Origin of the sequence: Pseudomonas sp. Bc-h (assembly GCF_002080045.1) — a bacterium.
Taxonomy (GTDB): domain Bacteria; phylum Pseudomonadota; class Gammaproteobacteria; order Pseudomonadales; family Pseudomonadaceae; genus Aquipseudomonas.
In genome coordinates this window covers 349,884-374,287 of sequence record NZ_MUIN01000005.1, presented here as the reverse complement: position 1 = coordinate 374,287, position 24,404 = coordinate 349,884, and the positions used below count along the sequence as shown (strand labels likewise).

The 24,404-nt window shown below is 59.5% G+C and carries 22 protein-coding genes; 8 read left to right on the top strand and 14 right to left on the bottom strand.

Features of this window, described 5'->3' with window-relative positions; genetic code table 11:
- Positions 1–400: 400 nt before the first annotated feature.
- The 3 genes from mksF to mksB are packed head-to-tail and all read right to left on the bottom strand — an operon-like array spanning position 401 to position 5,206.
- Positions 401–3,235: an Mks condensin complex protein MksF gene (gene mksF / locus BWR59_RS10590; protein ID WP_081565581.1), complete on the bottom strand. Its 2,835-nt coding sequence runs from the start codon at positions 3,233–3,235 to the stop codon at positions 401–403.
- Positions 3,232–3,939, bottom strand: a complete 708-nt coding sequence (mksE, locus tag BWR59_RS10585; protein ID WP_081565580.1) for an Mks condensin complex protein MksE — start codon at positions 3,937–3,939, stop codon at positions 3,232–3,234. The genes mksF and mksE overlap by 4 nt, the downstream gene beginning before the upstream one ends.
- On the bottom strand, positions 3,929–5,206 hold the full coding sequence (gene mksB / locus BWR59_RS10580; protein WP_081565596.1) for an Mks condensin complex protein MksB: 1,278 nt from the start codon (positions 5,204–5,206) through the stop codon (positions 3,929–3,931). The genes mksE and mksB overlap by 11 nt, the downstream gene beginning before the upstream one ends.
- Positions 5,207–5,350: 144 nt before the next feature.
- Here mksB and BWR59_RS10575 point away from each other — a divergent pair, with 144 nt between their 5' ends.
- Positions 5,351–6,163 carry an energy transducer TonB gene (locus tag BWR59_RS10575; RefSeq protein ID WP_081565579.1) on the top strand — a complete coding sequence of 271 codons (813 nt, stop codon included), beginning with the start codon at positions 5,351–5,353 and terminating at the stop codon, positions 6,161–6,163.
- On the top strand, positions 6,156–6,608 hold the full coding sequence (gene rimI / locus BWR59_RS10570; RefSeq protein WP_081565578.1) for a ribosomal protein S18-alanine N-acetyltransferase: 453 nt from the start codon (positions 6,156–6,158) through the stop codon (positions 6,606–6,608). The genes BWR59_RS10575 and rimI overlap by 8 nt, the downstream gene beginning before the upstream one ends.
- Positions 6,609–6,615: 7 nt before the next feature.
- On the opposite strand, the gene BWR59_RS10565 is transcribed toward rimI, so the two are convergent.
- Positions 6,616–7,029, bottom strand: a complete 414-nt coding sequence (locus BWR59_RS10565; RefSeq protein WP_081565577.1) for a serine kinase/phosphatase — start codon at positions 7,027–7,029, stop codon at positions 6,616–6,618.
- Positions 7,030–7,179: 150 nt separating this feature from the next.
- Here BWR59_RS10565 and can point away from each other — a divergent pair, with 150 nt between their 5' ends.
- Entirely contained in the window at positions 7,180–7,821 is a 642-nt protein-coding gene (gene can, locus BWR59_RS10560; protein WP_081565576.1) for a carbonate dehydratase, read from the top strand.
- Between the two features lie 112 nt (positions 7,822–7,933).
- On the opposite strand, the gene BWR59_RS10555 is transcribed toward can, so the two are convergent.
- The 4 genes from BWR59_RS10555 to BWR59_RS10540 form a co-directional block, all read right to left on the bottom strand.
- Positions 7,934–9,556, bottom strand: coding sequence for a methyl-accepting chemotaxis protein (locus tag BWR59_RS10555; RefSeq protein WP_230981985.1), 1,623 nt, complete (start codon positions 9,554–9,556; stop codon positions 7,934–7,936).
- 247 nt (positions 9,557–9,803) lie between these two features.
- Positions 9,804–10,454 (bottom strand): HD domain-containing protein, encoded by a 651-nt coding sequence (locus BWR59_RS10550; protein WP_081565574.1) that lies wholly within the window; start codon positions 10,452–10,454, stop codon positions 9,804–9,806.
- Between the two features lie 75 nt (positions 10,455–10,529).
- Entirely contained in the window at positions 10,530–11,294 is a 765-nt protein-coding gene (locus BWR59_RS10545; RefSeq protein WP_081565573.1) for an SDR family oxidoreductase, read from the bottom strand.
- A gap of 16 nt (positions 11,295–11,310) precedes the next feature.
- On the bottom strand, positions 11,311–12,048 hold the full coding sequence (locus BWR59_RS10540) for a sulfite exporter TauE/SafE family protein (protein ID WP_081565572.1): 738 nt from the start codon (positions 12,046–12,048) through the stop codon (positions 11,311–11,313).
- 237 nt (positions 12,049–12,285) lie between these two features.
- Between BWR59_RS10540 and BWR59_RS10535 the strand changes: the two genes are divergently transcribed.
- Positions 12,286–13,596: an aminotransferase class III-fold pyridoxal phosphate-dependent enzyme gene (locus BWR59_RS10535; protein ID WP_081565571.1), complete on the top strand. Its 1,311-nt coding sequence runs from the start codon at positions 12,286–12,288 to the stop codon at positions 13,594–13,596.
- Between the two features lie 112 nt (positions 13,597–13,708).
- Here BWR59_RS10535 and BWR59_RS10530 read toward each other — a convergent pair whose 3' ends face one another.
- Positions 13,709–15,214 (bottom strand): PLP-dependent aminotransferase family protein, encoded by a 1,506-nt coding sequence (locus BWR59_RS10530; RefSeq protein ID WP_081565570.1) that lies wholly within the window; start codon positions 15,212–15,214, stop codon positions 13,709–13,711.
- Between the two features lie 181 nt (positions 15,215–15,395).
- On the opposite strand from BWR59_RS10530, the gene tauA reads away from it, so the two are divergent.
- The 3 genes from tauA (at position 15,396) to BWR59_RS10515 (ending at position 18,198) form a co-directional block, all read left to right on the top strand.
- Positions 15,396–16,412: a taurine ABC transporter substrate-binding protein gene (gene tauA, locus BWR59_RS10525; protein WP_081565569.1), complete on the top strand. Its 1,017-nt coding sequence runs from the start codon at positions 15,396–15,398 to the stop codon at positions 16,410–16,412.
- Between the two features lie 80 nt (positions 16,413–16,492).
- Positions 16,493–17,332 (top strand): taurine ABC transporter ATP-binding protein, encoded by an 840-nt coding sequence (locus BWR59_RS10520; protein ID WP_081565568.1) that lies wholly within the window; start codon positions 16,493–16,495, stop codon positions 17,330–17,332.
- Positions 17,329–18,198, top strand: a complete 870-nt coding sequence (locus BWR59_RS10515; RefSeq protein WP_081565567.1) for an ABC transporter permease subunit — start codon at positions 17,329–17,331, stop codon at positions 18,196–18,198. Before BWR59_RS10520 ends, BWR59_RS10515 begins: the two co-directional genes overlap by 4 nt.
- 100 nt (positions 18,199–18,298) lie before the next feature.
- Here the strand turns inward: BWR59_RS10515 and BWR59_RS10510 are convergent, their stop codons facing one another.
- Positions 18,299–18,763 carry an Lrp/AsnC family transcriptional regulator gene (locus BWR59_RS10510; protein ID WP_074759287.1) on the bottom strand — a complete coding sequence of 155 codons (465 nt, stop codon included), beginning with the start codon at positions 18,761–18,763 and terminating at the stop codon, positions 18,299–18,301.
- 122 nt (positions 18,764–18,885) lie between these two features.
- Here BWR59_RS10510 and mdeB point away from each other — a divergent pair, with 122 nt between their 5' ends.
- Complete coding sequence (gene mdeB, locus BWR59_RS10505; protein ID WP_081565566.1) at positions 18,886–21,591, top strand: alpha-ketoglutarate dehydrogenase; 2,706 nt, start codon at positions 18,886–18,888, stop codon at positions 21,589–21,591.
- Between the two features lie 97 nt (positions 21,592–21,688).
- Here mdeB and BWR59_RS10500 read toward each other — a convergent pair whose 3' ends face one another.
- Genes BWR59_RS10500 through BWR59_RS32370 form a run of 4 tightly spaced genes read right to left on the bottom strand, consistent with a single transcriptional unit; the run spans position 21,689 to position 24,355 of the window.
- Positions 21,689–22,576: a metal ABC transporter substrate-binding protein gene (locus BWR59_RS10500; RefSeq protein WP_081565565.1), complete on the bottom strand. Its 888-nt coding sequence runs from the start codon at positions 22,574–22,576 to the stop codon at positions 21,689–21,691.
- A gap of 26 nt (positions 22,577–22,602) precedes the next feature.
- Positions 22,603–23,472, bottom strand: coding sequence for a metal ABC transporter permease (locus tag BWR59_RS10495; protein WP_074759293.1), 870 nt, complete (start codon positions 23,470–23,472; stop codon positions 22,603–22,605).
- Positions 23,469–24,221 (bottom strand): zinc ABC transporter ATP-binding protein AztA, encoded by a 753-nt coding sequence (aztA, locus tag BWR59_RS10490; protein ID WP_081565595.1) that lies wholly within the window; start codon positions 24,219–24,221, stop codon positions 23,469–23,471. Before aztA ends, BWR59_RS10495 begins: the two co-directional genes overlap by 4 nt.
- Positions 24,218–24,355, bottom strand: a complete 138-nt coding sequence (locus tag BWR59_RS32370; RefSeq protein WP_168184467.1) for a hypothetical protein — start codon at positions 24,353–24,355, stop codon at positions 24,218–24,220. The genes aztA and BWR59_RS32370 overlap by 4 nt, the downstream gene beginning before the upstream one ends.
- Between the last annotated feature and the right edge of the window lie 49 nt (positions 24,356–24,404).

Below are 24,404 nucleotides of genomic sequence, written 5' to 3'. Positions count from 1 at the left end.
TCCCGAACTCAGCAGTGAAACGATGCATCGCCGATGGTAGTGTGGGGTTTCCCCATGTGAGAGTAGGTCATCGTCAAGATTAAATTCCGAAACCCCATTTGCGAAAGCAGATGGGGTTTTGTTTTTGCGCCCGGAAAACTCTGACTCGTTGCAGATCAATGGATTAGGTTAGGCAGGTCTCTATGTGCCATTCACCTTTGCGTGAGCAAGCTAGCCCCTACTCATACCCTGTAGCAGTCCGGCTTGCCGGCGGTAGCGAACTGGATGTCACCGCCGGTAAGCCCGGCCGCTAGAAAGAGGGTGCCGGCGAACCGTTGGTGCCATGTCCAATGCACGCGGCACAACGCCCACAAAAAAGCCCCGCATCACAGCGGGGCTTTTAGTTGACGCTCACTTCAACTTATTCAGTTGCTTGCTCTGCAACCTCAACAGTCTTGGCTGCAACGACCTCGTCACGACGGCGAATGTACTTCCAGTCCGCCTCATCGATATAGATTCCCGCAGGGCCGCTACCGCCTTCCAGGTCGATCGCGACGTGTGCCGACACTTGCGGCTTCACGCTCGCCAGAATCGGTACAAAGCCCAACTGCAGGCTCGTCTCAAGCAATGCTGCTTGGTTTCGTTCGTCGATGTCTGCAGCTTCATCGAGGTAATAAGGCAGACGGACGCGACCGGCTTGTTCGCGATCCATCAAGTGCAGCAACAAGTACATGTTGGTCAGCGCCTTGATAGTCATGGTCGTGCCATTGGATGCCGCGCCATCGATGTCGGTGTGGATCACCGGCTGGCTGTTGACCTTGGTGATTTCGAATGCCAGTTCGAAGAGGTCTTTCAGACCCAGCTGGTTGTGGTTCGCAGCCACCAGGCGCGCCAGATATTCCTTGGCTTCTTCGTTCTTGTTGTCCTGCTCTGCGCCCTGGCTGAGGTCGAATACTGACAGCGTCTCGCCCTCTTCGTACTGACCAGCGCTGTGGATGATCTGGTCAATGTGCTTGAGCGCTTCCTTGTTCGGCGCGAGCACAATGCGGAAACTTTCCAGGTTGGAAACCTGACGACGGTTGATCTCGCGGTTGAACAGAGCCAACTGGTGTTCAAGACTGTCGTAGTCGCTGCGGATGTTGCGCAAGGTTCGCGCGATATCGGTCACTGCCGCACGACGGGCCTTGCCCAGGGTCAGCGCTTCATCGGTGCGATGCGCATACGCGTTGATCAGCAGTTGCAGACGGCGTTCCATATCGTCTTCGCTGTCGAACTTGGCCACGCCTTTCAGGCGCACCTGTGCATACAGCGCTTCGATCTGACCATCGCAGCGCAGCAGGCCCTGCCAGCTGTCCTGATAGTCATTGAGCAGGGGCAGCAGGTTGTCCAGCGAGTCATCCACTGGCTCCATGAACGGTGTGCCGAAAGGCAGATCTGCTGGCAGCAGTTGGCGACGACGCAGGGCGTCATCCAGCGTTCGCTGTTTGGACTCCAGATCGCCGATCTGACGACCCACAAGTTGCAGCTTGGCTGACAGTTGCTGAACGCGTTCGGTAAAGGCATCGCTGGAACGCTTGAGCTCGTCCTGAGCCGCTTCCATCTGCGCCAGTTGCTCCAGCTTCTCGCCTTCTTCGGCACTCAGCGTTTGAGTGCGACGGAAATCCTCCAGGGCCTTCTGCGCATCCAACACCTGCTGATACAGCGCTTCGGTCTGGGTCTTGCTCGCCGCACGGTCAGCCGCAACGGCTTGCTGGGTTTTCAACTGCTTGAGTTCTTTTTCAAGACGTTCCTTCTGATCACGCAATGCCGCACGGTCTGCCAAAGCCTGCAAGGCCGGTGGTTCGATGTGCGACAGGTTGATCGAGAGGCCCGGGACTTCGAAGCGCTCGCCTTTGAAGCCGTCAAGTATCGCTTCGAGGGATTTGACCCAAGCGTCGCCGTCATCCAGCGCGATGCCTTGCTCACCGAGCGGCAGGCTGAACAGCGCGCTGTTGAACAGACGCATCAGCCGCTCGACATCTGGTTGCGAGAACTCTTCACGCAGACGCGCATAGCTGTTGTTGTCGGCGTGATCGAGTTGTTGTTTCACCGACTTCAGGCGTTTTTCCAGATCGCGCAGACGCTCGTCCAGATCTTCGGCGCTGAACTGACGAGATTGAGCCAGCGCACCGGCCAATTCATCGTGAGCATCCTTCGCCGCGAGCAGTTGCTGTTCGAGGATCTTTACGTTGTCGACCAAGGCAAAACGGTTCTTCAGGACCGCCAGTTCTCCGATCCAGCGTTGGATATTGCTGATCTCACGCTCCAGACGCATCAGCTCTTGAGTGCCGCCGCGTTGGTCGTTCTGTAGGGCATCCTGTTCGCCGCGATAGTGCTCGGCCTGAATGACCAGTTCTTCTTTGCGTGCGTTGGAATAGTCCTGCCAAGTGCCAAGCAACGAGTCGAGCAACGGCGACAGGCGATGCAGCTTGCCGCGCAGGATGTCGCGTTGCTTGACGCCGTTGGCCAACGCCTCGACCAGCGGGCCGGCGAGAACCAGTGCGTTGTAGTCCTGTTCCATACGACGGACGTCACGGAAGGCTTCTTCGCACGCGGCGATGTAATCGACACTGCCGGAACGCAGGCTGTGCTCAAAGGCATCGAGGAATAACTGCTTGAGTTTGGCGGCAGTAATCTCCCGCATGTGCAGCAGGTTGATGAACAGCGCGCGGAAGGTTTTCAGGCTTTGTTCGCTGGTCGAGCGCAGCGGGATCAGCGTCAGATCGAGCGGGATCGAGGTGTGACCGCCGACCAGCAATCGACGCAGTTCGTCAGGCTTGAGCTCGTAGGCTTTCAGGCCCTGACTCTCAAGATTGGTAAAGAGTTCTTTCTGACGCAGGCAGGTGTCGTTCTTCTGGTAGTGCGCCAGGTCCAGTTTGCCGGCATAGGCAAAGAACTGGTGACCGAAGCCGCCGCCGGGGCCGCGACCGACCACGCCGATGACGTGCGGGCCGTGGGGCAGGGCGACTTCGACCAGAATGTAACTGGTGTCGGATGCAAAATAGAAACGGCGGGACTGATCAAGGCTGTACTTGCCGAAACTCATGTCCGACATGCGCGCGAGAATCGGGAATTGCAGGGCGTTGATCGACGCACTCTTACCCAGGTTGTTCGCGCCATAGACAGACAGCGGATGTTCCAGTGGAAACAAACCGAGGCTGTAGCCGGCTGTGTTCAGCAGGGCGAATCGGCGGATGCCGTAGCGTTCCTGGCTCATGCGTCAAGCTCCTGTTCTTCGGCGATTGCGCGGGCCAGGGCCTGCTCTTCGGTTTCCGGTGTTTCGTCAAACTCGGCCAGATCCAGTGGGTCATCGGTCTGCAGGAGTTTTTCGTCGCTGTCATCGTCGATCAGCACGGGCGTCGGCAACGGCAGGTCGCTGTGCAGGCTGGCCGCCAGGTCTCGGTCCTGCTGAACCGACAGGCAAACATCGAGGAAACGGTGCATTGGCGGCAGGAAGCGGTAGATACCGACTTCTTCAGCGGCGAACCCGAGCTGGGTCATGCGGCGCATGATCTTTTCTTCCAGCTCTTCCTGAGTCTGCACTTCGGCCTGAAGGAACAGGTCGCGGTACTTTTCCAGCAATGACGGCAATTCGTCACGGCCCAGGCTGCCGCCGTCGAGTACGGCTACCGGATCGCGGCCCTGATCGGCCAGATGCTCTACGAGGATGAAGGTGAACAGTGCCAGGCGCTGCGCGGTCTTGTTGACCTGCGCAGCAGCAAGATCCGGCACGAAGTAATAGAAGCCACGGGTATCGCAGACCAGCTCAAACCCCAACGCCTTGAACAGCGTGCGGTACTGGTCCTGAGCGTTGGACAACTGGGCGTACAGCTCCGGGTCGCGGCGGCTGATGTGATAGCCCTTGAACAGTTCGCGGAAGATGGGCGCGAGCTGGGACATTTCGGATAGATCAAGATGCATGGGCGGTGCCCTCGGAATTCTCTGGGTTTGCGTCTTTGCTCGAGAGCAGGGCGAAGGAGCGAAGGCTGACGCGGTGCTCCTGGGTAAGGTATTCGCGGCGGTCCAGGCGCTCGCGCTTGAAGCGTTTTTCCCGGGACAGACGAGAGAACCAGTACAACAATTCGTCGGTTGCGCCGGTTGGCTCCTGTTCCAACAACCAGACCATCAGGTCCGGCATCGGCAGAGCCTCTTCGCAGCGCTCGACCATTTCCTTGACCGTGCGCGGGGCTCTTGGCGGTTCGCCCTTGCGGGTGAGACTGGCCTTGGGGAATCGCGCCGGTTTTGGTTCGAATCGGGCCAGCGCGTAGACATACGCCTCGACCTGGTTGGCACTGCCAAGGAATGTACTTTGTGGACGGGTAAACATAGGCATCGCAGCTTGCGGGACTGCATCGATACCTTTGCGCCGGATCGCCGACAGCGCGAGCGCGGCGCCACGGGTCACGGCGTTGTGGCGACGGGCCTCTTCACGCAGTGGCAACAACAATTCGCGAGCATGACGCAGTGTCAGCTGGGCGCTGGTCTGCATTTCGAGGATGCGCGCGTGGGTGCGCAGCAGCATGTCATCGTCGACCAGATGCCCAAGGCGCTGCTGGTCGGTGAGCATGCGCAGCAGTACGTTCTCGACCTTGCGCACGCCTTGTTCGAAGGCGCCGTCAGCGTTCACCAGTTGAATCATGGGCTCGACGTATTCGTCCCAGGTCGCCAGCACTTCTGCATAGCGCTGACGCAGCGGAATCTGCCGGTCGCTGGTTTTGGCGCGCTCGGCAACCGACACCAGCGCCTGTTCGTCATTGGCGAGCTTTTTCAGCACATCGCGCACCCGCATATCGAGCAGGCGCAGTTGACGCGCGAGGTCATTGGCATCGCGGGCTTCGAACGCCTCCTGGATGTAACCGGCGAGCCGCTCCAGGTGGCGCAGATAAGCTTCGATTTCCAGACACAGGCCCAGGCGGTGTTCGCGGCGCAGGTATGACAGGAAGTCATGGATCTGTGCGTTCAACTCGAAACGGTTCGGGCTTTTCGCCACGGGAACCAGAATGTCGAGACGAATCCACACATCCAGCAGGTTGGTGATGTCCTGCGGGGTGCTTTCCAGTTGCTGGGCGGCCAGTTGCACACGCAGTTCGCTCAGGCTCAGGGTGCCTTGGTCGAAATGCTCGCACAGTGGCTCAAGAAGCGCCCAGTGCTCGGCAAGGGCGCGCAGGACGCGCTTAGGTTCGATCATCGGATGGCCGCTGGTTGGCAAATAAAAGCGGCAATTGTACTGCATCGCAGGCGTTGGTTTTCACCCTCAGTCGATCAACTGCGGCGTGATTCGTCGAAGGTCTGTAGAATCCCCCTCCTGACTTTATCCACAGGTGGCTGTCCCTTGCTCAATGAGCCTCGCCGCCGCGCTTATCTGACCGCCATGCAGGTGGTCAGTTGGCTGCCGCGTACCGATCTGCCCTTTGCCGCGCCCTCGCGTCCGGAGCTGCTTGCTCCGTTGCCGGTGTTCGAGGACGAAGTCGCAGACTCAGCAGAGCCGACCGCTCCGGCCCAAGCGGGTCACGCGGCGACACCTGGGAGTTCGGCGCCAGTTACGCGCACCGTCGAACGGCCGAAGATTGAAGTGCCACGGCCATCGCCTGCCGCCAAACCGGTTGTAAACCCACTTAAGGACGAAGAAGCTGAACCTGCGGTTGCGAAGGCCCCCGTCGTTCCGCCTCCACGCTTTGCCCTGCAGTTGCTGAGGGCTGGAAGTTGCCTGCTGCTAGTGGAGTTGGCGACCGGCGAGCCATTCCAGAGCCGCGATCCTTCTTATCTGCTGCTCAAGGACATGTTGCGCGCCGCCGGTTTGCCGGACAGCCCGCAGATCATCGGCGAGCCTGTGCGCTGGCCGTTGCTGGTTCGCGGGCAGATGGATCAGGGGCCGGAAGCGGCGCGGGATTTCGTACAGGGCTTTCTTTACGCCCGTACCGAGGAAGAGCCTTGCACCTGTCTGTGGCTGATCGGACTTCCCGCGATACGTTTTGCCGGTGAAGTGGATGCACAATCCTACAATCTTGAATTCCAGGTCGAAGGCCTGGGATCGGCCTGGGCGCTGCCGGGTCTCGAACTGTTGATGGACGAGCCTCTGCGCAAGGCCGATGTTTGGCGGGCCATGCGTAAGTTGATGGCACGTTGGAAGAGCGTAAATGAGTGATGCCGTAACGTTTCGCCGCATGACCGAAGCCGACCTGGACGCGGTATTGAAGATTGAATACGCAGCGTTCAGCCATCCGTGGACCCGCGGCATTTTTCTCGATGGTCTCAAGTCTTATGAAATCTGGTTGATGTTCGAAGGCAACCAGCAGGTCGGTCATGGCGTCATCAACGTCATCATCGATGAAGCTCATCTGCTCAACATCACCGTCAAACCGGAAAGTCAGGGGCGTGGTCTTGGCCTGTTGCTTCTGGACCAACTGATGAAGCGCGCCTACGAACTCAACGGGCGCGAATGTTTTCTGGAGCTGCGTGCCAGTAACCAGTCGGCCTACCGTCTGTATGAGCGCTATGGCTTCAACGAAGTAGGCCGACGTCGTGACTATTATCCGGCAGTCGGTGGCCGCGAGGATGCCCTGGTGATGGCGTGTACGTTGGTGGAATAACGCCGGATCAGACGCCCGGCTTGCCATCCAGCGGATCGAGAATCGCCATTTCCTCTTCGTCCAGACCACCGCCAGCGCCGATTTCATCCTCATCGACGATACTCAGATCGAAATCGGCCGGGCCGCCTTCGCCGCGTTCGCGCGGTGAACGGGCACCATCTTCATCAATCAGATTTTCAGGGCTCATGTCATCGTCCGTGGGGTTGTGATCGTCGGTCGACGCTCCGGTCATCCCGGCTTCGCGGACGCGCTCGTCGGGAATGTAGGTTTCCAGCTCGTCCTCGGGGATCATGTCACCGATACGACCACTGGGTTCGTTATTGTCATTGAAATTGAGCTCTTCCATCGAGCCCATGCGGTCTTCATTGTCGTCGATCGGTTCGGGCTGCATAGCGCCGTAAGGCCGGCGTGAATCGTTCATGGCAAATCCTCATTGTGTGCTGTCTTAATTGGGTGGACCGAGCGCTGCGATGAAGATTCACTCCGGTTCTTGATCGGTAGTCGCAAACGGGCGTGACCTGAAGCGCCGAGCCCCAGTCATAGCTGAGCATCATTTCAGAGGCATCAACGCATGAACGAACTACAAGACTTGATCGACAACAACGAACGTTGGGCTGCCGCAATCAAGGAAGAAGACCCCGAGTTCTTTGCCAAGCTGGCACGCCAGCAGACGCCCGAATTCCTCTGGATCGGTTGTTCGGACGCTCGTGTCCCCGCCAATGAAATCGTCGGCATGCTGCCCGGCGATTTGTTCGTCCACCGCAACGTGGCCAACGTCGTGCTGCACACCGACCTGAACTGTCTGTCGGTGATTCAGTACGCGGTCGATGTACTCAAGGTCAAACACATTCTGGTCACTGGCCACTACGGCTGTGGCGGCGTTCGCGCGTCGATGCAGGATCGTCAGTTCGGCCTGATCGATGGCTGGCTGCGCACCATTCGCGACCTGTATTACGAGAACCGCGAGCTGCTCGGCAAGCTGCCGACCGAGGAAGAGCGCGTCGACCGTCTGTGCGAACTGAACGTGATTCAGCAGGTGGCCAACGTCGGTCATACCAGCATCGTGCAGAACGCCTGGCACCGTGGACAGAAGCTGTCGATCCACGGCTGCATCTACGGCATCAAGGACGGTCGCTGGAAGAGCCTGAACACGACGATCAGTGGTTTCGAGCAGTTGCCGCCGCAATATCGGTTGCGTCCGCTGGGCGAATGATCGGGAAAGCGCGCAATCCAGACGCGAAACCGGTCGGGCTGTAGCAGCGCGCCGAGCGGCCAGCGTTTGGGTTGCATCACCTCCAGCACAGGCTAAAGCTAGGCTGTCGGGGCTACAGCACGAATCTTTGCACCATCGTGTTTAGATCCGTCGCCAGCATCGCCAGCGCATTACTGGCCACGGTGGTCTGCTGGGCACCCGAAGCCGATTGAGTCGACAGATCGCGAATGCTGCTCAGGTTGCGATCGACCTCATTGGCGACCGCGGCCTGCTGCTCGGCAGCGCTGGCGATGAGTACGTTGCGGTCGCTGATGGTCGAGGTCGAGCTGATGATGACCGTCAGTGCCTGACTGGTAGCCGCCGCCTGCTCCAGTGTCTGGCTGGCCTGCGATGCCGTCACCCGCAGGGTCTGGGCCGTTTCCTGCGTGCTCTTCTGCACGTCGTTGATCAGGCTTTCGATTTCTGTGGTCGAGGCGCTGGTGCGTTGCGCGAGCGAGCGGACTTCATCTGCCACGACCGCAAAACCGCGACCGGCTTCGCCTGCGCGGGCAGCCTCGATGGCGGCGTTCAGCGCCAGCAGGTTGGTCTGATTGGCGACGGCGCGGATGACTTCGAGAATCTTGCTGATGCTCAACGTGCGCTCAGCCAAGCCATCCGCCTGATGGGATGAGTCGAGGACGTTATCGGTCAGCTCTTTGATCGAATCGATGGTCCCGGTCAGGCGCAAACGGCCTTCGGCAGCGGCTTCGTTGGAGGCCTTCGATTCACTCGACGTGTTGCTGGCATTGTCAGCCACTTCCACAGCAGCCTGGCTCATCTGATTGACGGCTACCGCGGCCTGTTCGATTTCATCGTTCTGCATCTGCAGATTCTTCGCACTGGCTTCGGCGATGGCGCCCATTTCGTGCACCGACTGGCTCAACTGGCTAGCCGCTGCGTAAATCTGATCGATGGTGCCGTGCAAATTGCCGCGCATCTGGCCGAGCATTTTCAGCAATTGTGCGGTCTCGTCCTTGCCTTCCGGGATTGGCTGCGGACTCAAATCACCCTTGGCGATGGTGCTGGCGATCAGCAGCGATTGGCGTAATGGACGAATGATGCTCAGGCTTAACCGCCACGCCAGCAGCAGAGTCAGGACCAGTGCCACGACGATCGCGCTGACGGCAATGATGCGCGTCTGCTGGAATCGCTTGCCGGCGCCAACCACTGCCGCTGCGGCACTTTGCTTGTTCAGTTCACGCAGCAACTGCACCTGCATGTCCATCAGGTCGCCCTGCATGCTCAACGTGGTATTGAGCAGCATCCGTGCGTCATCGAGTTTGCGCTGCTCGATCAGCGCGATTTCGTCATGCAGCCCCGGCATGAACGCGGTGTAAGCGTCCTGCAAGGCTTTGATCGAGTCGCGCTCGGTGCTGTCGGTGGAGTGCGCGAGGTAATCGCTGAAGCCTTTTTCGACTTCGTTCTTCAATTGCTCGACATTGATCTTGCTGGTGACCACTGCGCCTGGGTCATCTGCGTTGGCGATCAGACGAGCGCTTTCGCCGCGCAGTTTGATCAAGTCGATGGCAATGGCGTCGGCCATGGCGATGCTCGGTAAGGCCCCGCTTTCCACCGCTTCGCCCTGATCGCGGATGCTCTGCATCTGCAGCAGACAAAACACCCCCAGCGCCATTAGCAACGAGGCGGTCACTCCGAAGCACAACACCAGACGCTGCGTAATCCTGAAGCGCCGCAAAAAAGCAGGCTTTGAAGAAGGACGGACGAAAGCACGGATTAACCTTTTCACAACAACCAATCCCATCGACGAATTCACCGGAGACTTGGTTATAGAGATGTTCCGTGATGTCTTTGTGACATCGGAGGAGGAATGTTTCAGATTTGTTTTGATTTGACGGCAAACCGATGAACGGTCGTTCTTTAGGCAAGCAGAGGCTCTGGATCAGTTGTTTCAGCTAAATCTGTGGGACTTGTCGCTTGGCCAATCAGCTACCGATCTCGTCCATGAACTCCTGCAAAAAACGCTGCGCGCGTTCGTGCCGCAGCTTTGCCATCTGTCTGCCTGTTGGCGTTTGAAAACCATCTGCCAAGGTGAAGATCTTGGTGGTGAAGTGATCGACGGCGAAGCGTTTATCGTCCAGCTCGCGATGTTGAGCCTGGGGGTCATGGGCGTCGTAGAGCTGGCTGCCCATACGGCCGGACACGTAGAACAGCCGGGCGACGCCGACCATGCCGATGGCATCGAGGCGGTCTGCGTCCTGGAGAATTTTTGCTTCCATGGAGAGCGGCGCGATGTTCGCTGAGTAACTGTGAGATTCGATGGCGTGGGCTACGGCTTGCGTGCGTTCTTCGTCCCAGCCCATTTCTGCCAGCAGCTCGGTGGCCTTCGCAGCCGCCAGGCGCGAGGCGCTGGAGCGAAAAGGTGAGTTTTTTTCCACGGCCACGCAGTCGTGAAGCAGGGTCGCCGCCAACAGCAACTGATGGTCGCCGCCTTCCTTGTCGCGAATCGCGCAGACATTGCTCCAGACCCGGTGCAAGTGGGAAACATCGTGGGAACCATCGACCTTCTCGGCCACGGTGTGGGGGATCAGCTTGTCGGCGAGGTCCTGAAAGGGCGCGAAGGAGAGGGCGTTCATTGATGGTCCTTTCAATGCGGGCTGGCGATTGGGCTCAGGATACAGAGATTGACCTGCCAGACCGCCCCTGGTTCGTCAGGGCTGCGCGCGCATGATCGCGAAGTTGTTCCATGACTGAGTCACCGGCATCAATTCAAGGCTGTTGATGTTGATGTGAGCGGGGGCATTCATGATCCAGAAGATGGTCTCGGCAATGTCTGCGGGCTGAATCGGATTCGCGCCAGCGTATACGGCGTCGTACTTGTTCTGGTCGCCCGCGAAGCGCACCAGCGAAAACTCGCTTTCACACAGGCCGGGTTCAATGTTTGAAACCCGCACGCCGGTGCCTTGCAGGTCGCAACGCAAGTTCAGCGAGAACTGCCGCACGAACGCTTTGGTAGCCCCATAAACGTGACTACCGGGATACGGCCAGTTACCGGCGATGGAGCCCAGGTTGACGATACTGGCGCCGGTGCCATGAGCGATCAGGCGCGGCAGCAGGAGGCGAGTGGTATAGACGAGCCCTTTGACGTTGGTGTCGATCATGGTGTCCCAATCGTCCAGATCGCATTCCTGTGCCGGGCTTGTCCCTAGGGCCAGACCTGCGTTGTTGATCAGGCCACGTAAGCGGCTGAACTTTTGCGGGAGCGACTCTACCGCAGCGCGCACAGCCTGACGATCGCGAACATCGAGCACCAGAGTCAGTACGCTGGTGTGTGCGGACAGCTCGTCGGCGAGGGCTTGCAGCCTGTCTTCGCGCCGGCCGGTCAGCACCAGGGACCAGCCGGCAGCGGCGAAGCGACGTGCGCAGGCTTCACCGAAGCCTGAGGTGGCGCCGGTGATAAACAGTGTTGATGTCATCAGGGTTTCCTTGGTGTCAGGACCATGCACGGCCCAGCAGGCCAAAGCCGGCCAGCGCCAGCAACAGCCATTGAGTGAAACGCGCAGCGTGGTCGGCACTAACGCGCACGAACAGCTGCTGGCCAGCCCAGAGGCCGGCCAATAAAGCCGGAATCAGATAAAGCACATGCTCGGCGGTTTTATCCGGGATCGCATTCGCAAGGCTCAGACCAGCCAGCGCTGCCAGATCCACGACGAAGAAAAACAGAATCAGCGTGGCGCGCAACGCGACAGCTTTCAGCCCGCTGTGGCTAAGCCAGGCGACGACCAGAGGGCCGCCGATGGAGAATGCTGCAATCAGAGCGCCGCTGCATCCTCCGATTATCCAACCACCCAATTGACCTTTGCCCATCGGCAGCGTGATGCGTGCCAAGCCGAGCAACGCCAGTAGACCCACAAGTACATAGACACCGACGTTCAACCAGTCGCTATCAAGGCCGGTCAACAGCCAGATGCCACAGGGCACGCCTAACGCTGCCGCGATCAACAATCGTCTGAGCTGCGGGTAGTCGGTGTGAGGCAATGCGCCGCGAAGCAGCATCAGACTGGATGCCACTTCAAGGCACAGAACGATCGGCACCGCCTCGTTCAGCGGCCCCAGCATTGCGAGGCCGACCACCGCAATGGCTGCGAAACCAAAACCGGTCAAGCCGCGGATCACGGCGGCGATCAGCACACAAATTACGGTCAGGATGAAGTTCAGTTCAGGACTCAAGGCAGGTCTTCCCCCACAGAATTCGGCCACTCTAATAAGAACGCTGCGAAGGGCTTTAGATCCAGACAGGTGATTGATTGGTGCCAGTTTATTCGCCGGTTCGCTGTATGAGCGCCACGCAGCGAGATCCTTCGCTGGCTCCATCGAAAGCCTCATCTGGATCTAAGCCTGAGGGCGTGCCGTGGATAGGCTGACCACCATTGGCCCTCACCGTGTACGCCTTCAGGAGTTAACCTCATGGCAACGAACCTCGATCATCAATGGATGCCTTTTACCGATAACCGCGAGTTCCAGCGTGCACCGCAGATGTTCGTGCGGGCTGAAGGTCTGCGTTACTGGACCGAGGACGGCCGCGAGTTGCTGGACGGAAGTTCAGGCCTGTTTTGCAGTGCCGCCGGGCATGGTCGTCCGGAAATTGCCGAAGCGGTGGCGAAGCAGTTGATGACGCTGGATTTCACCCCGCATTTTCAGCGGGCTTCGCCGCTCTCATTCGAGCTGGCCGAGCGCTTGAGCGAGTTGCTGCCCGAGGGACTGAACAAGCTGTTCTTCACCAATTCAGGGTCCGAGTCAGTGGACAGTGCAATGAAGATGGCTCTGGCCTATCACCGTGCACGTGGGGAAGGGCAGCGCACGCGATTCGTATCCCGTGAGTGGGCCTATCATGGCGTCAATTTCGGTGGTGTGGCGTTGTCAGGGATGATGCGCAATCGTCAGGCTTTCGCGGCAGGCGGTCTTCCACACGTCAGCCACATGCGTCACACCTGGCAGGAAGAACAGCGTTATCAGCTGGGTGAGCCAAACGGCAGTATCGATCTGGCGAGCGACTTGGAACGCATCATCGCGACCCATGGCGCAGATAGCATTGCGGCCTGTTTCGTCGAGCCGATTGCCGGGTCTATCGGCGTCTACGTGCCGCCTGTGGGCTATCTCAAACGCCTGCGTGAGATATGCGACAAGCACGGCATTGTGCTGGTGTTCGACGAAGTCATCACCGGGCTGGGGCGCACGGGTAAACCATTTGCAGCGCAAAGCTTCGATGTCAAACCGGACATCATCACCATGGCCAAGGCGCTGACCAACGGGGCAATTCCCATGGGCGCGGTGGCAGTGGATCAGGCGATTTTCGACACAGTGGTCGGTGCCAGCAAAGGCAATGGTCCAGAGTTTTTCCACGGTTACACCTATTCGGGGCATCCGGTGGCGTGCGCCGCAGCGTTGGCCTCCCTGGACATCTACCGTCGCGAAGACTTGTTCGCCAAAGGCGCGCAGCTGTCGCCGTATTTCCTCGAATGCCTGAGCGGTTTGCGCGGTTTGCCTCAGGTCAGCGATTTGCGCGGTTATGGCATGCTTAGTGGTATTCAGCTCACACCGGGCCAGGCACCGGGCGCCAAGGGTGGGCTGGTGCAGAGGGCGCTGTATGACGCTGGTCTGCATGTGAAGACCACCGGTGACGCGATTATCTTCGCCCCGGCCCTGGTGGCTGCGCGTCAGGACGTCGATTCGATGATGGATATCCTCAAGGATGTGCTTGGGCGAGATCAGCTCTGACTCGCCACGACTCTCAGTCGAGCTAATTCCCTGTAGCAGTCCGGCTCGCCGGCGGTAGCGACCTCGATTACGCCACCGCCGGCAAGCCGTGCTGCTACCAAGGCTGATGTGATCATAGAGCTTCCCCCTGTCTTGCGGCTTGCCGCATCTCCTCCCACGCCTGTGCCAGTGCAACGATCCCCGGTTCAATCAGTTCCTGCGCAATGGCTCCAAAGCCCAGCCGGAAGTGATATTGCGGTCGTTCAGTTCCCAGAAAATGGATGTCCCCAGGCTCGATCAGCACTCCACGCCTGGCTACCAGCCTCTGGAGCACCCACGCGTCAATCTCCGGAGGGCAGGTGACCCACAAGGACGACCCTCCCGCCATCCCGCTCACGCGCACATCAGGCAGGTGTTGGGCGAGCGCGCGGCTGATCAGCTTCCACTTGCATGCCAGGCGATCACGCAGGCGCCGCGCATGGGCGTCGTAGTGGCCCATCGACAAGAACAGCGCCAGGGTGCGCTGGTTGTTCGAGGGCGGGTGGCGATAGATGTAGCGACGCAATGCCCGCAGTTCGTGAATCAACTCCGGGTCGGCCGCGATGAACCCCAGGCGGACGCCGGGCAGCAGCGTCTTGGTCAGGCTTCCGAGATAGATCACTCGGCCACTGTCATCGAAGCTTTTCAGCGCGGGATGGTTGCTGCCCAGATAGTTCTGTTCGCTCTCGTAGTCGTCCTCGATCACCAGAAAGTCCTGCTCGCGAGCGCGGGCCAGCAGTTCGAGACGACGATACAGCGGCATAGTCACGCCTGTAGGTGATTGATGACTGGGTGTGCAGAACAGCATTTCGCAGCCCTCCAGCTGCTGATCCACGACCAGTCCCTGGCTGTCCAGACGCAACGGTTTCAGCTCGCATCCGGTCAGGGTAAAGATGTTCCGGGCATCGACGTAACCGGGCTCCTCAAGACCCATGACAAGTCCGGGATGCCCTAATAATTGCGCAAGCATATACAGCGAATTCTGCGTGCCGATCGTCACCAGAATTTCCTCGGGCCCAGCCTTGATTCCACGCTTTGGCAAAACCCGTTGGATGATCTGCTCCACCAGCAGTGGATCGTCCAGCGTCACCTGATCATCGACCCAGCGGCGCATGTGGGCACCGGTCGATGCGATGCGCGCGCAATCACGCCAGCGTGCAGCGGTCTGTTCATCAGCCTCGATCTGCCCGTAGATAAAAGGATAACGGTACTCGCGCCAATTGCGTGGCTTGACAATGGCGCGCATCTGCGCCGATTCGGTCTGCAGGCGACGCTCCCAGTCGGGGGCATGGTCGGGGCGTTCGAACAGTTTCTGGCTGGAAGGCCGCAGGCTGACATTGAGCTGCTGGCGCAGGAATTTCTCGTTGATGAAATAACCGCGTCTGTCCGATGGGGTCAGGTAACCGTCCTGAACCAACTGTTCATAGACCAGCACCACCGTGTTACGCGACACCTTCAACAACTCGCTCAATTTGCGAGAAGACGGCATGGCCTCGTTCGGTGGAATGGCCCCATCGAGAATCGCGTTGAGCAGACGCTCGCGCAATTGCTCCTGCAATCCCCGACCTGTTTCGAACGGATGAAGATAACGCTCCAACATGGTACCGACTCCCCGGCAGCCGCACCCTTATGGCGCGGTCTCAGTGCTGTAGGCCGCGTGGCACAAGGGCTGTAAAAAGCGCTGGCACCACAGGCTGTAGCAACTGGATCTAAAGCAAGCTTCGGACCGGCACTAAGATCGCATGGACTTCAAAAAACGCCTCCCACTCTGGAGTTCCACCATGCTCAAGCCTTTGCACAAATGGATTCGCCGCTCTGTCCTGTTGCCGCTCACAGCGTTGACGCTGGGGCTTGCGGCGACCGCCCACGCTGAAACCGTGACCATCGGCGTACAGAGCATGTTCGCGCCTTGGAAAAACGCCATCGCTCAAAAGGAATTCGAGAAGGCGACAGGCTGGGATATCAAATGGCGCAGCTTTGACAGTGGCGGTGATGTCATGACGGCCATGGCCTCTGGTGATGTGCAGATCGGCGTTGCCGGCAGCAGCCCGATTGCAGCGGCGGTCAGCCGGGGTGTGGAGGCGCAGCTGTTCTGGATTCTCGACAATATCGCCAGCGCCGAAGCGCTGGTGGTGCGCAACGGTAGCGGCATCGTCGCGCCACAGGATCTGGCGGGTAAAACCCTTGCTGTGCCGTTCGTATCCACAACGCATTTCCATGCCCTGTTCGCCCTTGAGCAGTTTGGCCTGACCGGTAAGGTCAAAGTCATCAACCTGAATCCTTCGGACATTCCTGCGGCGTGGGAGCGCGGCGACATCGACGCTGCGTTTATCTGGGACCCGGCGTTGGGCCGCCTCAAACAAAGCGGTCACGTGCTGCTGACATCCGGTGAGTTGACCAACTGGGGCAAGGCCACCTTCGACGGCATCGTGGTCGACAAGAAATTTGCAGCGGGCAACGCCGACGGCATGAAGGCGTTCACCAAGGTTCTGCAAACCAGCACCGACGATTACGTGAAGGCACCGGACACCTGGACCGCCAGCTCGCCGCAGGTCATCAACGTCGCCAAACAATCCGGTGCCAAGCCGGATGAAGTACCCCCTGTACTGGCGCTGTACCAGTTCCCTCTGGCAGCCGAGCAGGCCAGCAACAAATGGCTTGGCGCAGGTAAGGATGGCGGCGCTGCCAAGGCGCTCGCGGCGACGGCCGTGTTCCTCAAGGACCAGAAGAAAGTCCCGGCCGTGCTGCCCGACTACAGCGTGGCCATCAACCCGAGCTTCGTTCAGGCGGCCGAATAAAGCGGCGCGAACCGTGCATCGTTCCGCGTAATCGAAGGGACGATGCTCACCCCACACAGGACTCTCAAAAGGAAAGCGCCATGGCCCTGAGCCTCAAGATTCATGACGTTTCGGTGCTTTATCCGGGACAGCAGAAAGGTCAGCAGGTCAGCGCGCTGTCCGGGGTCAACCTGGACATCGCCGCCGGTGATTTCGTTGTCGCACTTGGGGCTTCAGGATGCGGCAAAACCACACTCCTCAATCTCATGGCCGGGTTCATCCAGCCGAGCAGTGGAGTGATCACCCTTGGAGATTTTCAGGGGCAGGTCCCTCAGGAGGTCAGCCGTGGCGCCGAATTGCGTGATCAAGTCACAGGGCCCGGAGCCGAGCGTGGCGTGGTGTTCCAGAAGCACGCGCTGCTGCCGTGGCTCAACGTGCTCGACAACGTTGCTTTTGGCCTCAAGCTTCGCGGCATCCCGAAAGCCGAGCGCGAGCAGCGGGCGATGCATTTTCTTGAGCTGACCGGGCTGGCGGACTTTCGTGGACACGCGATCTATCAGCTGTCCGGGGGTATGCAGCAGCGTGTAGGTATAGCCCGCGCGCTGACAAACGATCCGCAGATGCTATTGCTCGACGAGCCTTTGGGCGCGCTCGATGCGTTGACCCGCGAGCGCCTTCAGGAGTTGATCCTCGGCATCTGGCAAAGCACACGCAAGATGATGTTCTTCATTACCCACGATGTCGAAGAAGCGCTGTTCATGGCCACCCGGCTGATCATCATGTCGCCACGCCCTGGCCGTATCACTCACGAATTTTCCGTCGACTTCGGCAAGCGTTTTCTCGCATGTCGCGACGCGCGCGCGGTCAAGTCCAGCCCGGATTTCATTGCGCTGCGCGAACAGATCCTGAGCATCATTCACGGTGATGAGGAGGCCGCATGAGCCTGTTCGACGAGAAGCAGCGCCGCGCCGTCATGCGCACATTCAACGAACTGCGTCGGGCCGCGCCAGCGAAACCCGGCGAGCAATACGGCGCGCCTGGCAATGGTTCCAGCGTGACGCTGAGCCTGGTGACCATCGTTGCCCTGTTCGCGCTCTGGTACGCCGCCACTAACGGCGGCTGGGTCAAGCCGCTGTTCCTGCCCTCACCTCAAGCGGTGTGGATGCAACTGGTAGATGTATCGCAGGAGGGGTTCGCCGACCAGACCCTGCTCGCGCATATCGGCTGGAGCGCATTGCGGGTGTTCGGAGCGTTTGTGCTGGCTGTGCTGACGGCCATCCCGGTGGGCATCATGATGGGCGTCAACCGTGTGGCTCGGGGCATATTCGACCCGCTGGTGGAGTTTTATCGTCCATTGCCGCCGTTGGCGTATTTGCCGTTGGTGGTGATCTGGATGGGCATTGGAGAAGGCTCGAAAATCCTGCTGATCTACCTCGCGATGTTCGCTCCGCTGGCGCTGAGTGCGCGGGCTGGCGTGAAGTCCGTTGCCATCGAACAGATTCATGCTGCGTACTCGATGGGGGCAAGTCGTGGGCAGGTGCTGCGCCACGTGATCATGCCCGCGGCGTTGCCAGAAGTGCTGACGGGTATGCGCATCGCCATCGGTTTCGGCTGGACGACATTGGTCGCCGCTGAGATGGTCGCTGCCACCGCGGGCCTGGGTTTCATGGTCCTGACCGCGTCCAAATTCATGGCTACCGACGTCGTGATCATGGGCATTCTGGTGATCGGTGCCATGGCCTTGCTGTTCGACCTGGGGATGCGCTGGCTGGAACGCAAGCTGGTACCGTGGAAAGGCAAAGTGTGAGGGGCCTGTCTAGCCGTTCGTCTTGCGGATGGGCTGCACTCCTGTAGCAGCCCGGCTTGCCGGCGGCAGCCGTCTCTGAGTCGACTCGACGGTACGGCCATCAAGGCCGCAACGGCAGCGCAGTCTTGTAACGCACCTGCTTGAGCGAAAGGCTGGACCTGATCTTCTCCACTTCCGGCATCGGCGACAGGCGCTCGATGATGAAATGCTCGAGTGCCTGCATGTCGGCCATCACCACGCGTAGCAGGTAATCGGCGTCGCCGGTCATCAGATAGCACTCCATCACTTCCTCGCATTCGCATACGCGGCGCTCGAAATTCTGCAGCGCTTCGCGGCTCTGTTCCTTCAGGCTGATGGAAATGAAAACGTTCAGGCGCAGCCCCAAATGCTCGGGTGCCAGCAGCGCAACGTACTCGCGAATGCAGCCCGAGGCTTCCAGCGCCTTGACTCTCGCCAGGCACGGCGAGGGCGACAGATGAACGCGTTTAGCCAATTCGACGTTGGACAGGCTGCTGTCGCGTTGAAGTTCTCGAAGGATTTTCAGGTCAATGCTGTCGAAGTTCATCGTGCTTCAATTTGCCATTTTTAGGGTTTTTTATGCTGTAGATCGATCCTTGTGTCGTGCAGATCGGTCATTAAAACTGCACAGCGAAGCATAGACTTTTCCTTAATTAACCGGAGGTGTCTATGAGCCATTTCGATTCCATTATTCCCGCAGCCTTTGCCGCGCGAAGCCATCACGATCTGTTGGAAATGACCGAGTGGCAGGAAGCGCTAATGTCCCTTGTGGATAACGCTGGTGCCGAGCGTGCTCGAGAGATTCTCGACATGCTGGCGAACATTGCCCGCAATCCGAAGATCGGTTGGCAGCCGGCTCACGGCACGCCTTACGTCAATACCATTTCTGTGGAGCAGCAACCGTCGTTTCCGGGCGATCTGGCCATCGAGGAGCGGCTGGCCTCCTTGATGCGTTGGAACGCGTTGGCAATGGTGGTGCGAGCCAATCAGGCCTATGGCGAGCTGGGCGGACACATCGCCAGTTACGCCAGCGCGGCAGATCTGTTCGAGGTCGGCTTCAATCATTTCTTTCGTGCGAGCGGCGATGAGCATGGGGGCGACCTGGTGTTCTATCAGCCGCATTCAGCGCCCGGCATCTATGCGCGAGCGTTTATCGAAGGCCGTTTGAGTGAGAACGATCTGGCGCACTATCGTCAGGAAATCGGAGCGCTCAAGGCTGGCGCTCGCGGTCTCTCAAGTTATCCACACCCTTGGCTGATGTCCGACTTCTGGCAGTTCCCCACGGGTTCGATGGGCATTGGTCCGATCAGCTCGATCTACCAGGCGCGATTCATGCGTTATCTGCAGCACCGTGGTTTGCAGGACACCTCGACGCGGCATGTGTGGGGCGTATTCGGTGACGGCGAGATGGACGAGCCGGAGAGCATGTCGGCGCTCACTCTCGCGGCGCGTGAGGGGCTCGACAACCTGACTTGGGTCGTCAACTGCAACCTGCAGCGTCTCGATGGCCCGGTGCGGGGCAACGGCAGGATCATTGACGAGCTGGAGACGCTATTCAGCGGGGCGGGCTGGAACGTGATCAAACTGGTCTGGGGTTCCGACTGGGACGCATTGTTCTCCCGCGATCATGATGGCTCGCTGGTGCGCGCGTTGTCGCAAACCGTTGACGGGCAGTTCCAGACCTTCGCGGCCAAGGACGGGCATTACAACCGTGAGCATTTCTTCGGCCAGAACCAGGCACTGAATAAACTCGCCGAGGGTCTGACCGACGAGCAGATCGATCGCCTCAAGCGAGGTGGCCATGACCTGGTGAAAATCTTCGCTGCCTATAACGCTGCGACCCGGCACAAAGGGCGGCCGACGGTGGTTCTGGCGCAGACCAAGAAGGGCTTCGGCATGGGCGAAGCCGGTCAGGGCAAGATGACGACGCACCAACAGAAGAAGCTCGACCGCGAGGCGCTGATCAACTTCCGTGATCGCTTCAATTTGCCGCTCACCGACGAGCAGGCAGAAAATCTGAGCTTCCTCAAACCCGATGCCCGCAGCGCCGAAATGCGCTACCTGCATCAGCGGCGTCAGGCATTGGGCGGCTCGATGCCGAGTCGCAGCGCTGTGGCGCAGCCAATCCCGGTGCCGGTCCGTGAGAGTTACGCCAGTTTTGCCATTCAGGCTGCTGGCAAGGAAATGTCGACGACCATGGCCTTCGTGCGCATGCTTGGCAACCTGCTCAAGGACAAGCAACTTGGCCCGCGGGTCGTACCCATCGTCGCCGACGAAGCGCGCACCTTTGGTATGGCCAATCTGTTCAAGCAGATCGGGATCTACTCCAGTGTCGGCCAGCGATACGAGCCGGAAGACATCGGGTCAATCCTCAGCTATCGGGAGGCCACCAATGGCCAGATTCTGGAGGAGGGCATCAGCGAGGCCGGTGCGATCAGTTCCTGGGTAGCAGCTGCCACCAGCTACTCCGCACACAGTCTGCGCATGCTGCCTTTTTACATCTATTACTCGATGTTCGGTTTTCAACGCGTTGGCGATCTGATCTGGGCGGCAGCCGACCAGCGTGCTCGTGGTTTCCTGCTCGGAGCAACGGCCGGTCGTACGACCCTGGGTGGCGAGGGATTGCAGCATCAAGACGGGTCGAGCCATTTGATGGCGTCCACCGTGCCGAACTGCCGCGCATACGATCCGGCATTCGCTGGTGAGTTTGCGGTGATCCTCGACCATGGCATGCGGCAGATGATGGAGCACGATGTCGATGAGTTCTATTACGTCACCCTGATGAACGAAAACTACGCTCAGCCATCGCTGCCTGAGGGTGTCGAGTCATCGATCATTCGCGGCATGTATCGTTTTGGTGGGCAGTCCCTGGACGGAGCGATAGGCAAAGCGCGCCTGCTGGGCTCGGGCACGATTTTGCGCGAGGTGATCGCTGCGGCTGAACTGCTGGCGCAAGACTGGCAAATCGAAAGTGAAGTGTGGAGCGTCACCAGCTTCACTGAGCTTGATCGAGAAGCGCGTGAGGTCGAGCGCTGGAATCGTCTGCATCCGCAAGCGACCAGGCGAGTTAGCCATTTGAATGAATGTCTGCCCAAAGGCGCGCCGATAGTCGCGGCGTCGGATTACGTTCGTGCCGTGCCGCAGTTGGTTGCCTCTTACATGCAGGCCGATTACACGGTGTTGGGGACTGATGGTTTTGGTCGCAGCGATACGCGCGCCGAGCTGCGCAGCTTCTTTGAGGTGGACCGATATCACATCGTGCTGGCCGCTGTGACGGCGTTGGTGAGGCAGTGTGATTTGTCGGGCGATATCGCTGCTCGGGTGATCGAGCAGTATGGGATCAAGGCGGACAGCGAGCCGTCCTGGGATCGGTGAGGTCCGTAGCAATCCGGCTTGCCAGCGGTGGCGTCCTTGAAATCGCCGCCGCCGGCAAGCCGGACTGCTACAGGGCATGGGTTGCCTCGATAGGCAATTATTGCCCCTTCATCGCCGCCGTCATCTTGTCCACATTGTAGCGAAACATCTTCACGTAAGTGGCTGCCGGGCCATTGGCAGGTGACAGCGCTTCCACGTACAACTCACCCCCAGGATGCGCGCCGCTGGCCTTGGCGATCTGCTGGACCAGGCGCGGGTCGCTGGAGTTCTCGAAGAAGTAGGCGCTGACACGCTCTTGCTTAATCTGAGTGATCAGCTTCCCGACATCTGCTGCCGACGCTTCGGTTTCCGTAGAGAAACCTAGAGGCGACAGGAAGGTCACGCCATAGGCATCACCGAAGTAGCCAAAGGCATCGTGGGACGTCAGTACCTTGCGCTGTGCAGCCGGAATGGCGTTGATCTTCGCACGTGCGTAGGCGTCCATTTCCTGCAACTGTGCGATGTACTTGTCACCGTTGGCTTTGTAATCGGCCGCGTTGTCCGGGTCTGCTTTCTGCAGGGCCTTGACGATGTTTCTGACGTAGACGATGCCGTTTACAGCGCTGTTCCAGGCGTGTGGATCGGTGATCTTCTCGCCGTCCTCTTCCATGCTGCGGGTCATGATCCCGTTGGATAGCACCACTGGTTCGCCTTTGTAGCCCGATGCAGTAATCAACCGATCGAGCCAGCCTTCAAGGTGCAGGCCACTGACGAAGACCACGTCGGCTTTCTTCAGCGCCTGAGCGTCGTTGGGCGTTGGCTCATAGACGTGCGGGTCGCCGTTGGGGCCGATCAGTGAGGTCACGTGAACGTGATCGCCACCCACGTTATGCACCATGTCGGCGATGACGGTGAACGATGCAACGGTTTCCAGGGTTTTTGCCTGGGCGAAGTTGGCCAGGCCCGACAACGCCAGTGCGGCGGTCAGAAGCGTCAAACGTTTCATGTGAATTCCTTGCGGTAAGAGAACGATCAGCCGGACAGGTGAACCCTCGGGAACAGACGGCGTAGAAAACCGCTGCGTCCAAAGAACAGTGAGAACAGGTAAAACGCGCTGGCGGTCAGGACGATTGCCGGGCCTGACGCGACGCTGGCGTGGTAGGAAACGATCAGACCGATGAAGCCTGAAAGCGTGGCGACCACCGTGGAGATCACGATCATCCCGGTCAGAGAACTCGACCAGAAACGTGCGACGGTGGCGGGTAGCATCATCATGCCGACCGCCATCAAGGTCCCAAGGGCCTGGAAGCCGGCGACCAGATTGAGCACGACCAGCAACAGAAACAGTACGTGATACAACGACCCGCGCCCGCCGACCGCACGCAGAAAACCGGGGTCGAAACATTCCAGAATCAATGGTCGGTAGATCAGCGCGAGCAGAATCAGGGTGAACGAGGCGATGGCGCCCACCATGAAAATCGCCTGATCGTCGATGGCCAGGATGGTGCCGAACAGCACGTGCAACAGGTCGACGTTGGAGCCGTGCAGCGACACGATCAAGACGCCCGCCGCCAGCGACGTCAGGTAAAAACTGGCGAAACTCGCATCTTCGCGCAGGGTGGTGAAACGGCTGACCAGACCCGACAGCAGTGCCACCGCGAGCCCGGCAATCAAGCCACCAAACCCCATCGCGGGCAGCGACAGCCCCGCGAACAGAAACCCCACCGCAGCACCTGGCAGAACGGCGTGGCTCATGGCGTCACCGACCAGACTCATGCGACGCAACATCAGCAACACGCCGACGGGGCCTGAGCCAATCCCCAGCGCGAGACACGCTACCAACGCGCGGCGCATGAAACCGAAATCGACGAAGGGCTGAATCAACAGGCTATAGAGCGTCACAGCGCATTCTCCTCGTCGATTGCACAAGGCTGCGCATCCGCGCTCCAATGCTCGGCCATGTTCTTGGCGCGACGCAGGTTGTCAGGGTGAAGGATGTCGGCGGTATTGCCCCAAGCGATGGTTTCCCGCGCCAGCAACAAGGTGCTGGGGAAGTGCTGACGTACCTGATCGATGTCGTGCAACACGGCGATCACCGTCCGCCCCTGACCGTGCCAGGTGCTGATCAACTTGAGCAGATCACGAGTAGTGCGGGCGTCGATGGCGGTGAAGGGCTCGTCCAACAGAATGACCGATGCGTCCTGCAACAACAGCCTGGCGAACAGGACCCGCTGAAATTGCCCCGACGACAGCGAGCTGATGCTGCGCTGTTCGAAGCCTTCAAGACCGACGGCCAGCAACGCTTCCTTCGCCTGTTCGGCGTGCTTGCGCGTGGCCCCACGAAAGGCGCCAAGGCTGCGCCATGCGCCCATCATTACCGTGTCGGCCACACTCAATGGAAAGCTGCGGTCAATCTCCGCGGCCTGGGGCAGATAGCCGATATGCCGCGTCGCCAGACTGCCGCGGTCAACGCGCCCGACGGCAGGTTTCAAGGTGCCGGCGATGGCCTTGATCAAGGTCGACTTGCCCGCGCCATTGGGGCCGACAATCGCCGTCAGGCTGCCAGCAGCGAAACGCCCGCTGACGTGATGCACCGCCGGGCGGCGTTCATAGGTGACGGTGAGGTCGTGAAGATCGATTGCTGCGCTCATGGGATGGCCACCGCCCATGCGATGCCGATCCACAACAGCGCGAGCAAGGCCAGAGAGACCAGCACCCGCTTGCCTGCGGATTGAGCGAGGGCGGAAGTCGCAATATTCGGGGAAAGGCGAGAGGCGGGTTTCACGAAAAGAATGCCTGAAATGTTTTGTTATAGTATTACATCACTATTTTCG